The sequence below is a fragment of the Neisseria mucosa genome (assembly GCF_003044445.1).
GTDB lineage: Bacteria > Pseudomonadota > Gammaproteobacteria > Burkholderiales > Neisseriaceae > Neisseria > Neisseria mucosa_A.
In genome coordinates, this window is sequence record NZ_POWX01000005.1 from 22,470 (window position 1) to 35,509 (window position 13,040).

Below are 13,040 nucleotides of genomic sequence, written 5' to 3' on the forward strand. Positions count from 1 at the left end.
AATATAAAATATAGTTTGTTTGCTGCTCCACAGTAACGGGAGGTGTTCTTGGATTATTCACTTTTAATCGTATTGTTGGCGCTTTTGTTGGTTGTATTGTTGTTTGTCCGTTTCAAGCAAAGCGGAACGACACATAAAAAAACAACTAAGGTTGCCAAATCATCAATACATCATAACAAACCAAATCAAAAAGATGAGGATGCTGTTACTCCGGATTGGATGGATCAGGTCAATCAGTCTGTTTCTGATACTGAACAACAGGATTGGGAATGGGGTGGTGGAGAGACCTCGGGTTCAACGGCATCAGTATCTGCTCAGGAAGTCGATCCTCTGACTGAATATCAGGTGTACAAACAGTTCGGTTATGAAAGCAAGGCTGCGGAGTCTTTGGCAGGGTATCTGAACGGGTTGGGCGATGGGGCTCCCGAAAAGCTGGTTCATGAATTAATCGGGTTGAGCCTCCGCGTAGGCAATGTCGACATGTTGGCTGATGCGTTGGAAAAACACGGATTGGTTTTGTCCGAGGAGAGTTTGGCTGAATACGTTAAGGTTGGTTTAATGACTGAGCCGACGCATTTGCGCCTGCGTGTTTTGGCTGAGGAGCGTTTGGGATGGAGCTTGCAGGAAATTGAGCGCAGAATTGGTGAACCTTCAGGAATCGAAGATTCTTCAGAATCGGATTCAACTTCTTCAGATGATGTTCAGCACACTTCTCCAACTTCTCAAGCTTCAAAACGTTCTTTAATTGTGTTAGGGAAAAAAGAATTTAATGACATCACACCCGAGGAAATGGGTGCAGTCATTGGATTTGTTAAGCCTGAGCATGGTGCAAAAATTTTGAAGGATAAGGTTGATTATAAAACGGCAGTACAACAATACAACCGTGCTATTCAAACCTCTCCAAAACCTGCCAGCTTAATTATTGATGCTTTGAAGTTGGACTACCAAAATGAAGAAATTGGTCAGTTCGCGCAACATTTATGGAAGCTTTATCACTCACTCGGACAATATGGCCGCCAAGTGAAAGAACGGATGCTCGGCTGGGGATATAGTCTAGGTTACCATGAGGTTTTTGATGATTTGGAAAAGGGACCAAATGAGAATCGCGTGAAAGAAATTGGTTTGGCCAGAGGTTATTTGCAGCCCACTTCTTTGCAAATGAAAGCGAAATACCGAGATTTGGTACAAAAAGACTCGTCCGTTATCAGCATGAATTCATCACCTGCTGATGAGGCTCTAAAAGAAGTCGAGTCCTTATTGATGTATGGTCAGTTGGATTTGGCTGTTGATACTTTGGAGCAGGCTGTACTGCAATATCCGCAAGAGTCTCAGTTATATATCATGTTGTTTGATCTTTACGAAAGAGTTGAAGACTGGGCACGTTTGGAACAGTTCTTACGTATCTTGCGTGAACGGGTTGTCAGTTTGCCGGAAGAGGTTATTTTGGCTATGAGCCGCTTGCTTCAACGCGTAAATCAATATTCAAAAAAATAAAATAACATTTAGAGAGTACCATCTATGGACAATCTGTTACCTAAAATTAAAACCATACGGGTTATGCTTCGGGATATGAATGAGCAGCAGGAAGCTGTATTCCGTATGGCTTTCAAAATGCACAATACGACGAATTATCAAATCATCGGTACGGATTCTGTTGAAAAGCCGGATTTGGTTCTGGTAGATACAGATACGGCTGACGGCATTGAGACTTGGAAAACGTTGAAAATCGAATATTCCGATATTCCAGTTGCGATGTTTTCCTCACAAGAACCTTCTGTGGAGACGCCATATCTCTCTAAGCCGGTCAAATTCGATACCTTGTTTCCTGTATTGAGAAGTTTAGCTCAAGGAGGCAATGTTTTTAATCCTGCTGATAGTGAGACAGCAAAACAAAATCCCCAGGGTAATGGTGGTGCCGAAGGAGGGCGAAAAGCAACAATCAAACGGTTTAACCCGAATAAAGGATTGTTGGGAGCATTGAAATTCGCTAGTCAAGGCCATCAGGATATTGCTGTTTTACATGAAGGTAAGCCGGTATTGATAGTTTTCCCAAGTATTCAGCGTGTTTTGTTGACTGTTAATGCACATGATTTGGAGAGCCTTTGCAAAGACGACAATCTTTCTGTGGTATGCAAAGTAGTGCCTGACAATCCTCAATGGAAGGAAAAAGCCAAAGTTACCATTATGTCTTGTCTGTGGCAGATGGCGATTTGGACCGCACAAGGTCGTCTGATTTATCCGATGACGCCTCAAACTATTTTTACATTGAAACGTTGGCCCAATCTGACCAGGCTGGCTCCTGTGCCTGAATCTATGAGGCTGTCCGCCTTTCTGACTAAAACATCGGTTAATCTGAATATTCTCTATAAGGTTATGCCGTTGGAGATGCCCGATATATTGAATTATCTTGCAGCTACCTCTGTAACCGGTTTCTTGGCAACGGACACTGAATACGCACACAATCAGACCAATGTTTCCGAACAAGTTGATGTAAATAGCAATGTGCCTGATAGTCAGATGGTAAAAGATGCCGAGAAAATTGCAGGGCCGTCGCAAGAACAACCACGCGGACTGCTGCAACGATTGATGCGTAAGTTATTGGGAAAACGATAAGAAGGACATGTAATGAAGGAAAATAAGATTATCTTTACCGGTCCGGTCGGAGTGGGTAAAACAACAGCTATTTCAGCTTTGTCGGATGAACCTCCTGTACAAACGGACGCATCAGCTTCCGATATGACGTTGGTGCGAAAAGGTTATACTACTGTAGCAATGGATTATGGAGTTATTCATTTGGATGAAGAGGTGAAAGTCCACCTTTATGGTACACCAGGGCAGGAACGCTTTAATTTTATGTGGGAAATTTTAAGTCAAGGTAGTATGGGTTTGGTTCTGCTTTTGGATAATACCCGTACTAACCCACTAAAAGACCTGCAATTTTTCTTAGAGGCTTTTCGTGAATTATTGAAAAAAGCCCCGCTAGTTGTCGGTGTTACTAAGATGGATATTCGATCACTGCCAAGCGTTGACGTTTATCAGAAATACTTGGCTCAAAATAATTTTAATGTGCCGGTATTTGAGATTGATGCTCGAAGAGAAGATGATGTAAAACAATTGGTAAGTGCAATGTTGTTCTCAATCGACCCGGGTTTAGAGGTATAAAATAAATGGAATCGACTCTTTCTTTACAATCAAATTTATATCCTAAAGTTACACCGGCAGGGGCATATTATGCGGTGACGAGTGATACTCCCAGTGCCAGCCGCACTTTGTTATATAGCTTGCTGAAGGCAAGTCCGACAGAGGTTATCAGCAGTGAGAAAATTTTGGCATGGGCAGATACCAGTGATATTGATACCGCTTTGAATTTACTGTACCGCCTGCAACGCCTTGAGTTTCTGTATGGTGATGAAAATGTCAGTAATGAGGATATACATCTTACTGACGAGCAATTGCCTTCTGTATTGGAGCAACTTTCAAGCTCAGGTAAGGCATTATTGGCAGATGAGAACGGATTGTATTTTGCAAATGCGAATTTCCATCACGAGGCTGCCGAAGAGTTGGGGCTTTTGGCCAGTGAAGTAACGAAGATGGACAGTAGCCATCGCCTATTAATCCGTAATAATCTGCATATTAATAATAATGCATGGGGTATTTGCGATCCTTCAGGACAAAGTGAGTTGACTTTCTTCCCTTTATATATCGGTAATACCAAGTTGATTTTGGTTATCGGCGGTATGCCTGATTTGAACAAGGAGGCATTTGTAACCTTGGTCAAAGTTTTATACCACCGCTATGGAAGCCGTTAACACACTATATACCGATTATTATTTTAGAATGGAATATGTATGCAACAATTATTGATTTCTGTATTAAGCGATTTGAATAATACCTCTCCTGATATTACTGCTTCAGCCGTTATTTCTACTGACGGTTTGCCTATTGCAACCATGTTGCCGTCGCATTTAAATGCAGACCGTGTTGGTGCGATGTCAGCAACATTGTTGGCATTGGGTAACCGCTCCGTCCATGAGTTGGCTTGCGGTGAGCTTGATCAGGTTATGGTGAAAGGGAAGACTGGTTATATTTTGCTGAGTCAGGCAGGAGAAAACGCGGTTTTGGCTTTGATGGCAAGAGAAAGCGGTAAGCTGGGCTTGATTTTGTTGGATGCCAAGCGTGCTGCGAAGCATATTGCTGAAATTCTATAAATTCCGGTATTTATCCGTATTTTAGGAACTTACACCATTGTATTTTTTAAAATAGTGTTGACGTAAGTTACTTCTTTCTCTATAATTCGAAATCTTTCCCCGATAGCTCAGTCGGTAGAGCGACGGACTGTTAATCCGCAGGTCCCTGGTTCGAGCCCAGGTCGGGGAGCCAAATATAAAAGCCTGATTATTTCAGGCTTTTGCCTTATTCACTGAGAGGTCGTCTGAAATATTTCAGACGACCTCTCAGCTTTTATGATGTTTTAAATACGACGCATCCTTATTTATAGAAAACTTTCCAATCAGGAATACACAGCCTAATCCTTGCTTACTTAAGGGAAATGGTGGTTTAAGAACGTTTAGCGTTTGATTATGATGCTTGTACTGTTTTTACCTGGTTGCTTTTTATCAGATGTGTTCATTTATTAAATACAAGAAAATATATAGGGTATAGGATAAATGTGTAGTAGTTTTAAAGCGGTATTAAGGGATACGACCTTCAATAGTTTTTGTGTTTTTTCATCAAACGACATCTTCTATAGGGAAATCCTCACAAAGCCTCCAGCATTGTTATGTTTCCCATCTTAATCCTGTTGCTTGATGAGCAAAAAAGCTACTTGGAAAATTAAATGTCGGCAAATCCAAGGAAATCTTGGAAGTATTTTATGTTTTAGCAGGCAGAGCTGATGGATAATGAGATGGAAATGAATGAAGGAAGAATGATGACATTAGATGATTGGATACGGCAGTCTCCACTACCGCGCATAGAGGCACGTATGCTTTTGCAAAAGGCGGGAGGTTACAGCCGTGTTCAATTAATAACGCAGGGAGCAGAAGCGATTCCGGCAGATATTTTCGCTCGGCTGGATAGTTTGGTGGAGCGTCGTCTGAATGGTGAGCCAATAGCTTATATCATGGGTGGTCGGGAGTTTTATGGCCGTTGGTTTGAAGTCTGCCCTGATGTTTTGATTCCCCGTCCGGAAACCGAGCATTTGGTTGAAGCGGTTATCGAACATCTTCCGAAAAACGGACGGGTTTGGGATTTGGGTACCGGTAGCGGGGCGGTTGCCGTTACGGTGGCATTGGAACGGAAGGACGCAGAAGTACGCGCGTCTGATATTAGCAGGCAGGCTTTGGTTGTTGCCCGTCGAAACGCAGAAAATTTGGGTGCAGCAGTTGAGTTTGCATCAGGATCATGGTTCGATACAGATAAAACCTCGTCTGAAGACAAATACCGTTTTGATGTTATTGTTTCCAACCCTCCTTATATTGAGGCAGATGACAGCCATTTGAACCAAGGAGATTTGCGTTTTGAGCCTCAGACGGCATTGACCGATTTTGCCGACGGCTTGACCTGTATTCGGGAGCTGGCACAGCGTGCGCCTGAATTTTTGAAAGAGGGCGGGTGGTTGCTGTTGGAACATGGATATAACCAAGGTGGGGCAGTACGGCAGATTTTGTCGGAAAATGGTTTTACAGAGATTGAAACCCGACAGGATTTGGCCGGTTTAGATAGGCTGACTTTGGGCGTCAGGCGACATATTGAATAAGAGTTTTGGTGGTTTGAATAATAAAAAACCAAACGTCAAACCCGTACACGCCAATACAGCCCGGAATTTAAAAAAGTCGAGACCTTTGCAAAAATAGTCTGTTAACGAAATTTGACGCATAAAAATGCGCCAAAAAACTTTCAATTACCTAAAACCTTCCTAATATTGAGCAAAAAAGTAGGAAAATCAGAAAAGTTTTGCATTTTGAAAATGAGATTGAGCATAAAATTTTAGTAACCTATGTTATTACAAAGGTCTCAAGTCGTCTGAAAACCCAATTTTTGGTTTTCAGACGACCTTTTTTAAAGATTACGCCTTACAAATCAAATTCAGCCACGACTGGCGCATGGTCGCTCGGGCGTTCTTGCGCGCGCGCATCCAAATCGACATAAACGTCTTTCAACACGGCAGACAGGGCGGGGCTGATAAGCTGATGGTCGATGCGCAGTCCGAGTTTGCGTTGGAACATCGCGCCGCGATAGTCAAACCAAGTGTAAAACGCGCCTTCGGGGTGGATTTGGCGCAGGCTGTCGGTCAAGCCCAAATCCAACAGATTTTTGAACCACTGTCTCTCAATGGATGAGCAGTGGATTTTTTCATGCCATTTTTCGGGGTCGTAGCAGTCGGCATCGGCAGGCGCGATATTGAAGTCGCCGAGCAAGACCAGTTTTTCGTGGCGTGTCATTTCGTCGCGGACAAATTCGGTCAATGCGGCAAACCATTGTTCTTTATATTGGAATTTCGGGCTGTCGAGAGCTTCGCCGTTGACGCAATAGACATTGATGACGCGCACGCCGTTGACGGTTGCGGCGATGACACGGCGTTGAGGGTCGTCGGGCAGGGCGGGCAGACCGACGTGTACGTCTTGCGGTTCGCTGCGGCTGATGATGGCGACGCCGTTGTAGGTTTTTTGTCCGCTCCAAACGCTGTGCCAGCCCATCATTTGCAGGGCGGCGGCGGGAAATTTGTCTTGGTCGAGCTTGAGTTCTTGCAAAACGAGGACATCGGGCTGATGGTCGGCAAGCCAGTTTTGCACCTGTGGCAGGCGCACGTTGAGGGAATTGACGTTCCAAGTGGTGATTTTCATGCGGATTCCGTGTGTGAGGGTCGTCTGAAAAGCGTTTCGGGCTTTTCGGGCAAAATAAGGACAAAACAAAAGCGGTTCATGCAAAACCGCTTTGTTGGGTAAACGGGACGTTATTGTAACATCAGGGGATTTTGGCGGCTGCCGGTTTTGAAACAAAAATCCGTTTGAAAAAACAACGCTCAACAGCCTTTAGGCGGCTTTACGGTTTTCCAAATGGCGCAGCGTATTGAGAATGACGGCGGCTTCTTCGGATACCAGTCGGTATTCGATGACGCGGTGGTAGCGGGTGAAATCGATCAAACCTTCGGAGCGCAAACGCGCGAGATGGTTGGAAACAGCAGTCGCAGGCTGTCCGAGTGCTTCGGATAACTCAGCGATGCTGCGTTCGCTGTCCATCAACATGAACAAAATGGTCATGCGTTCGGGGTTGGCGATGAGTTTGAGAAGAGAAGAGAGACGTTTGGTTTCCATGGTGTATGCCTTTCTGTTCGTGTAGTTTGATTTGAGAAGCATTACAAAAAGAAGATGATTGTGATTCTTCTTATATTTTTGATAAATTTCAAATGCTTACGTTCGTAAGTGTACATCAATCAGGCGCAAAAGAGAGCATTTGCGTTTAAATTTGCCGTAAATAATTGTTGTTTGATCAAATCCCAATGTATTTTAAAACGAGCAAAAAAGACGATTTTTTAGAAATGAAAAACAAGGTTTAATTTATAGGGAAATGAAAAGGCAGAAGTGTAGATTTGGGTTGAAATTTAAAAAATAATTTATAAACAGATAAATATAAAAAGCAAAGCTGTTTTTCCGATATTTTTATTGATAGCAGATAGCTGTTTTGAAAATTAACGAAGTTTTAGGGAAAGTCTCGTCTGTACGTTTTCAGTCTGTAAAAATTTTACAACAGTTACTATCAATTTTGTTATTTAGTTTGAAGGAGCATCTTGATGGAAACGGCGTGCAGGCAGTCAAAGAGGTATCGACTGCCTGCGTATTCGGCTATACAATCCGACCACCTTTCTTTGGTATACCTTTATGTATATTCTGATTACCTTTTTTTTCAAACTCTTCGCTGCCATGCCGCTGCGCCTGTTGCACGCATTGGCGGGCGTGTTGGGCGGTGTGGTTTATTATCTGCGCCGTGAGGATCGCGAACGCGTATTTGACAATATGCGGACGGCCGGTTTGCAGCCCGATGAGGCGGCGGTCAAGACTGTGTTCCGCGAAACCGTCAAAGGCGGGTTGGAATTGCCCGTGGCTTTTTTCAGACGACCTGAGAGCATAGAAAAATTGTTTGTAGAAGTACGCGGTTGGGAGCATGTACAGGCTGCGTTGGATGCGGGCGAAGGATTGTTGTTTATTACCCCGCACATCGGCAGCTACGACCTTGCCGGACGATATATCAGCCAACAGCTTCCGTTTCCGCTTACGGCGATGTACAAACCGCCGAAGCTCAAAGCGATGGATGAAGTCATGCAGGCGGGGCGCGTACGCGGTAAAGGTAAAACCGCGCCGACCAGTATTCAAGGCGTTAAGCAGGTCATCAAAGCCTTGCGTGCGGGCGAAGCCACCATCGTTTTACCCGACCATGTCCCTGCGCCAGAAGAAGGCGGAGACGGTGTGTGGGCAGAGTTTTTCGGTAAACCGGCTTTTACCATGACGCTGGCAGGCAAGCTCGCGCAGGTAAAAGGGGTTAAGGCATTGTTTTTCTGCGGAGAACGCCTGCCGAAAGGACGCGGGTTTGTCCTGCACATCGAACCCTTACGCGGCGAACTGAACGGCGATAAAGAACACGATGCGCGGGTAATCAATGAAAATACGGAATATTGGATACGCCGGTTCCCGACGCAGTATCTGTTTATGTACAACCGCTACAAACAGCCCGCAGGTGCGCCGGAGTCTCCCGGGCATGGTTGAAAAAATGTGAAAGGTCGTCTGAAAACCTGGTGTTTGAGTTTTCAGACGACTTTTTTAATCATTTTTGTGGACGGATTCCACGCTACGGCGCTTGTGTCATCAGCAGACACCGTAGCGTGGGTTTTGCCAGCGAGCTACTCAAAATTTCAAACACCTGTCCGTCAATTATCTTCGTAGGTAGAACCTACGTCATGGATGCTACACCCCTCACAAACAATAGCCGGTTCAAACATAAGGTCGTCTGAAAAGCGTTTTCAGACGACCTTTTGTCTTATCCGTGTGGATGGTAGCGTGGGCTTTGCCCACGAGAATAATGGGTAAAAGAGGTCGTCTGAAATTTGGGGTGTGGTTCGTGGGCAGAGCCCACGCTACGGGTTTGCAGTGATTCGTAGGTGGAACTCACGCTATGCGGTTAATGACTTAATTCCCCTTCGTAATACCTGCTTTATCCGAGCTTTGCTTCTTCGCCGAACACTTCCCGCCACAATTTCCTGACATTGCCGTAATGGGACAGCAATTCGTCGGTTACTTCGGTTTTTTCCGCGTCGCGCAGTTTGGTGTTGTGTTGCTGCTGGCGGTAGAAGCGGTAGGCGGTGCGGCTTTGTTCGGCGAGGGTTTTGTCGATGAGGCCGCAGTCGGCGGCGATGTTTAAGAGGGCGATGTTGCCGTAGTTGTCGAGGAGTTGCGGATATTTTCGGGCATGGGCAAGGATGAGGTATTGGACGATAAATTCGACGTCGACCACGCCGCCGCGTGCGTATTTGACGTTGCTGTCGACCGGCGGATGGGTGGGGAACATTTTTTCGCGCATTTCGATGATTTCTCCTGCCAAGGCGGTTTGGTCGCGTTCGGCGGTGAGGATTTCGGTGCGGATGCGGTCGAAGGCCGTCTGAATTTCGGGTGTGCCGCAGATGAAGCGGGCGCGGGTGAGGGACTGATGTTCCCACGTCCAGGCGTTTTCGCGCTGGTATTTTTCGAAGGCGGCGATGCTGTGGGCGAGGAAGCCGGCGTCGCCGTTGGGGCGCAGGCGCAGGTCGGTTTCGTAGAGGCTGCCTGCGCCGGTGGCGGCGGAAAGCCAGTTGGTCAGGCGGCGGGCGAGGCGGCTGTACGCGTCGCCTGCGTCGGGATGGGGGTCGTCGTAGAGATAGACGAGGTCGAGGTCGGAGGCGTAGCCGAGTTCTTTGCCGCCGAGTTTGCCGTAGCCGACGACGGCGAATTGCGGGGTGTCGCGGTGTTTTTTGGGCATGTCCGCCCACGCGCACGGCAGGGCTGCGGCGAGGATGGTGTCGGCGAGGGCGGAGAGTTGGTCGGAGAGGGATTCTACCGTCCACAGTCCGGCGAGGTCTTGGACGGCGAGGCGGAAGACTTGGGCGTGCTGGAAGCGGCGCAGGGTGTCCATTTGCGCTTCGGTGTCGCCGCCGCAGGCTTTGAGGTCGTCTGAAAGGGCTGCGGCGAGGGCTTGCCAGTCGAACGCGGTATCTAAAAGCTGCGCGCTGATGAGTTCGTCCAGCAGAATCGGATATTTGCTCAGATACGCCGCCCCCCATGAGCTTTGGCTCATAATCTGCGCCAGTTGCGCCAAGGTCTGCGGATGCTCGTTGAGAAAGGCGAGATAGGCGGAGCGGCGGCTGATGTTTTCGAGGAAGTCAAACAGCCGCATCAGCGTATCGGTCGGATTGGGTTGCTCGACCGCCGCCTGTACGAACAGCGGCACAATCGCGTCAAAACGCGGCTGGGCGTGTGCGGAGAGATGGCGGTATTTATGACCGTGCCGGATTTGGTCGAGCCTTGCGGCGATGGTTTCGGCATCGAACCCGTGTTCTTTCAGACGGCCTTGCCGCTCTTCTTCGTCGGGCTTTTCCTGCCATGCCCACTGCCATTCGCTGTTGTCCTGTGTTTGCTCTTCGGGTTCGCTCAAAATTTCGTTGAACAACTGATTGACCTTGGCGCGGTGGGCGTTGAGGTCGTCTGAAAAGGCGGCGTAGCTGTCGAAACCCATGCTTTCGGCGAGCAGTTGCTGCTGTTCGGGCGAGGCGGGCAGGGTTTGGGTTTGCTGGTCGTCCCAGTATTGCAGGCGGTGTTCGACGTCGCGCAGGAAGCGGTAGGCGGCAAGCAGGGTTTCGACGTTTTCAGACGGCATGATGCCCAACTCGGCAAGTTTCTTCAGCGTTTCCTGCGTGCCTTTCAGTTGCAGCGCGCGCATTTGTCCGCCGCGTATCATCTGGAAAATCTGGGCGATGAATTCGACTTCGCGGATGCCGCCTGCGCCGAGTTTGATGTTGTCTGCCATGCCTTTTTTGCTGACTTCGCTGCGGATTTGGCGGTGCAGGTTACGCATCGCTTCATACGCGCTGTAATCAAGATATTTGCGGAATACGAAAGGGCGCACCAGCGATTTGATGTCGTTCGGATACGGTGTAACCACGCGGCCTTTGCACCATGCGTAGCGTTCCCATTCGCGCCCCTGCGTAATCAGGTATTGCTCCAGCGCGGTTTCGCTCAATACCAGCGCGCCGGAATCGCCGTCCGGCCGCAGCCGCATATCGACGCGGAACACCTGCCCGTCGGCGGTAATGTCATTCAGCAACGCAATCAGTTTCTGCCCGACTTTGGTGAAAAACTCCTGATTGCCGCGTTCGCGCCTGCCGTCGGTGTCGCCCGATTCGGGATAGACGAAAATCAAATCGATGTCGGAAGATACGTTCAATTCATAGCCGCCCGCCTTGCCCATCGCCACCACGCTCAAATGCTGCGGCGATTTCGTATAGCGCCCGATCGGCGTGCCGTACATGTCCCGATAATAGGCGTAGGCGAAATCCAGCGCGGTATTGACGGCAAAATCGGCAAACAGCGTAATCGTGCGGGTTACTTCGTTCAAATCGCTGATGCGGTTTATATCGCGCACGATAATCTGCGACACCACATAACGGCGCAACTCGCGCAGCTGCCGCGCCAATTCTTCCTCGTTTTCTTCCGCGCGGATTTTGTCCCAGTCGGCAAAGGCTTGGAAATCCGCTTCGGTCAACACCTTGTCCAGCATGGGCAGGAAAATTTCGGGCTTGAGTTTGCCGTTGTCGAGCTGGCGGGCAAGGAACAGGGAATGGCGGCGGGCGGTGTCGAGGCGGTTGTCGGACATTTCGGATTCCGTTTGGAAGGATGGCGGGAATGGGATAGTGGATTAACTTTAAATCAGGGCGAGGCGAGGCAATGCCGTATTGGTTTAAAGTCAAGGCACTATATCATAGCAATCTTGGAGGTCATCTGAAACAGCAAAACACCTTTCAGACGACCTTTGCAAAAGCTGACGGCAAAGCGTTTACATGGCAAAATACCGCTTGTTTGCAGGTCATCCGAATTTTTCAGACGACCTTTTACCCTCTTCAAAAGGAATCCCCATGTCTTTGCAAAACATCATCGAAACCGCCTTTGAAAACCGTGCGGACATCACCCCGACCACCGTTACCCCCGAAGTTAAAGAAGCAGTGTTGGAAACCATCCGCCAACTCGATTCAGGCAAACTGCGCGTTGCCGAACGTTTGGGCGTGGGCGAATGGAAAGTCAACGAATGGGCGAAAAAAGCCGTGTTGCTGTCGTTCCGCATCCAAGACAACGAAGTCCTCAACGACGGCGTGAACAAATACTTCGACAAAGTGCCTACCAAGTTTGCCGATTGGTCTGAAGACGAGTTCCGCGCCGCCGGTTTCCGCGCCGTACCCGGTGCCGTTGCGCGCCGCGGCAGCTTTGTTGCTAAAAACGTCGTATTGATGCCGTCTTATGTCAACATCGGCGCATACGTTGACGAAGGCGCGATGGTCGATACTTGGGCGACTGTCGGCTCTTGCGCGCAAATCGGTAAAAACGTCCACTTGAGCGGCGGCGTCGGTATCGGCGGCGTACTCGAACCCCTGCAAGCCAGCCCGACCATCATTGAAGACAACTGCTTCATCGGCGCGCGTTCTGAAATCGTCGAAGGCGTGATTGTCGAAGAAGGCAGCGTGATTTCTATGGGCGTGTTCATCGGACAATCCACCAAAATCTTCGACCGCACCACCGGCGAAATCTATCAAGGCCGCGTACCGGCAGGCTCGGTTGTCGTGTCCGGCAGCATGCCTTCGAAAGACGGCAGCCACAGCCTCTACTGCGCCGTCATCGTCAAACGCGTGGACGCGCAAACCCGCGCCAAAACCAGCGTCAACGAATTGCTGCGCGGTATTTAATCGGAGAACAAAAAAGGGGAGAGGTCGTCTGAAACAGCGCAAAACATAAATGTGCTTCAGG

General features: G+C 48.3%; 11 protein-coding genes and 1 tRNA gene. 9 read left to right on the forward strand and 3 right to left on the reverse strand.

Annotated features, from left to right (window positions below; all coding sequences use genetic code 11):
• Positions 1–42 precede the first annotated feature (42 nt).
• The 7 genes from DBY90_RS04120 (at position 43) to prmC (ending at position 5,758) form a co-directional block, all read left to right on the forward strand.
• Complete coding sequence (locus tag DBY90_RS04120; protein ID WP_070865221.1) at positions 43–1,494, forward strand: tetratricopeptide repeat protein; 1,452 nt, start codon at positions 43–45, stop codon at positions 1,492–1,494.
• A 24-nt stretch (positions 1,495–1,518) separates the two neighbouring features.
• Entirely contained in the window at positions 1,519–2,613 is a 1,095-nt protein-coding gene (locus DBY90_RS04125; protein ID WP_070493365.1) for a response regulator, read from the forward strand.
• A gap of 12 nt (positions 2,614–2,625) precedes the next feature.
• Entirely contained in the window at positions 2,626–3,162 is a 537-nt protein-coding gene (locus DBY90_RS04130) for a GTP-binding protein (RefSeq protein WP_003743737.1), read from the forward strand.
• A gap of 5 nt (positions 3,163–3,167) precedes the next feature.
• Positions 3,168–3,809 carry a peptidase M23 gene (locus tag DBY90_RS04135; RefSeq protein ID WP_070493368.1) on the forward strand — a complete coding sequence of 214 codons (642 nt, stop codon included), beginning with the start codon at positions 3,168–3,170 and terminating at the stop codon, positions 3,807–3,809.
• Between the two features lie 39 nt (positions 3,810–3,848).
• Positions 3,849–4,208 (forward strand): roadblock/LC7 domain-containing protein, encoded by a 360-nt coding sequence (locus DBY90_RS04140; protein ID WP_003743735.1) that lies wholly within the window; start codon positions 3,849–3,851, stop codon positions 4,206–4,208.
• Between the two features lie 96 nt (positions 4,209–4,304).
• Positions 4,305–4,380 (forward strand) — tRNA-Asn (locus DBY90_RS04145).
• A gap of 550 nt (positions 4,381–4,930) precedes the next feature.
• Positions 4,931–5,758 (forward strand): peptide chain release factor N(5)-glutamine methyltransferase, encoded by an 828-nt coding sequence (gene prmC / locus DBY90_RS04150; protein WP_070493511.1) that lies wholly within the window; start codon positions 4,931–4,933, stop codon positions 5,756–5,758.
• 316 nt (positions 5,759–6,074) lie between these two features.
• Here the strand turns inward: prmC and xth are convergent, their stop codons facing one another.
• Positions 6,075–6,845, reverse strand: a complete 771-nt coding sequence (gene xth / locus DBY90_RS04165) for an exodeoxyribonuclease III (RefSeq protein WP_070493371.1) — start codon at positions 6,843–6,845, stop codon at positions 6,075–6,077.
• Between the two features lie 189 nt (positions 6,846–7,034).
• Positions 7,035–7,316: an ArsR/SmtB family transcription factor gene (locus DBY90_RS04170; RefSeq protein ID WP_107986571.1), complete on the reverse strand. Its 282-nt coding sequence runs from the start codon at positions 7,314–7,316 to the stop codon at positions 7,035–7,037.
• Positions 7,317–7,880: 564 nt separating this feature from the next.
• Between DBY90_RS04170 and DBY90_RS04175 the strand changes: the two genes are divergently transcribed.
• Positions 7,881–8,762 (forward strand): lysophospholipid acyltransferase family protein, encoded by an 882-nt coding sequence (locus DBY90_RS04175; RefSeq protein WP_107986573.1) that lies wholly within the window; start codon positions 7,881–7,883, stop codon positions 8,760–8,762.
• A gap of 445 nt (positions 8,763–9,207) precedes the next feature.
• Here the strand turns inward: DBY90_RS04175 and glnE are convergent, their stop codons facing one another.
• Positions 9,208–11,898 (reverse strand): bifunctional [glutamate--ammonia ligase]-adenylyl-L-tyrosine phosphorylase/[glutamate--ammonia-ligase] adenylyltransferase, encoded by a 2,691-nt coding sequence (gene glnE, locus DBY90_RS04180; RefSeq protein WP_107986575.1) that lies wholly within the window; start codon positions 11,896–11,898, stop codon positions 9,208–9,210.
• 259 nt (positions 11,899–12,157) lie between these two features.
• Here glnE and dapD point away from each other — a divergent pair, with 259 nt between their 5' ends.
• Positions 12,158–12,979 carry a 2,3,4,5-tetrahydropyridine-2,6-dicarboxylate N-succinyltransferase gene (dapD, locus tag DBY90_RS04185; protein ID WP_036491649.1) on the forward strand — a complete coding sequence of 274 codons (822 nt, stop codon included), beginning with the start codon at positions 12,158–12,160 and terminating at the stop codon, positions 12,977–12,979.
• Positions 12,980–13,040 lie beyond the last annotated feature (61 nt).

What these genes read in the sequence shown, in the direction of transcription:
- DBY90_RS04125 (WP_070493365.1), top strand. Translation starts at nt 1,519, where the DNA reads ATGGACAATCTGTTACCTAAAATTAAAACCATACGGGTTATGCTTCGG.
- DBY90_RS04130 (WP_003743737.1), top strand. Translation starts at nt 2,626, where the DNA reads ATGAAGGAAAATAAGATTATCTTTACCGGTCCGGTCGGAGTGGGTAAA.
- DBY90_RS04135 (WP_070493368.1), top strand. Translation starts at nt 3,168, where the DNA reads ATGGAATCGACTCTTTCTTTACAATCAAATTTATATCCTAAAGTTACA.
- DBY90_RS04140 (WP_003743735.1), top strand. Translation starts at nt 3,849, where the DNA reads ATGCAACAATTATTGATTTCTGTATTAAGCGATTTGAATAATACCTCT.
- prmC (WP_070493511.1), top strand. Translation starts at nt 4,931, where the DNA reads ATGACATTAGATGATTGGATACGGCAGTCTCCACTACCGCGCATAGAG.
- xth (WP_070493371.1), bottom strand. Translation starts at nt 6,845, where the DNA reads ATGAAAATCACCACTTGGAACGTCAATTCCCTCAACGTGCGCCTGCCA.
- DBY90_RS04170 (WP_107986571.1), bottom strand. Translation starts at nt 7,316, where the DNA reads ATGGAAACCAAACGTCTCTCTTCTCTTCTCAAACTCATCGCCAACCCC.
- DBY90_RS04175 (WP_107986573.1), top strand. Translation starts at nt 7,881, where the DNA reads ATGTATATTCTGATTACCTTTTTTTTCAAACTCTTCGCTGCCATGCCG.
- glnE (WP_107986575.1), bottom strand. Translation starts at nt 11,898, where the DNA reads ATGTCCGACAACCGCCTCGACACCGCCCGCCGCCATTCCCTGTTCCTT.
- dapD (WP_036491649.1), top strand. Translation starts at nt 12,158, where the DNA reads ATGTCTTTGCAAAACATCATCGAAACCGCCTTTGAAAACCGTGCGGAC.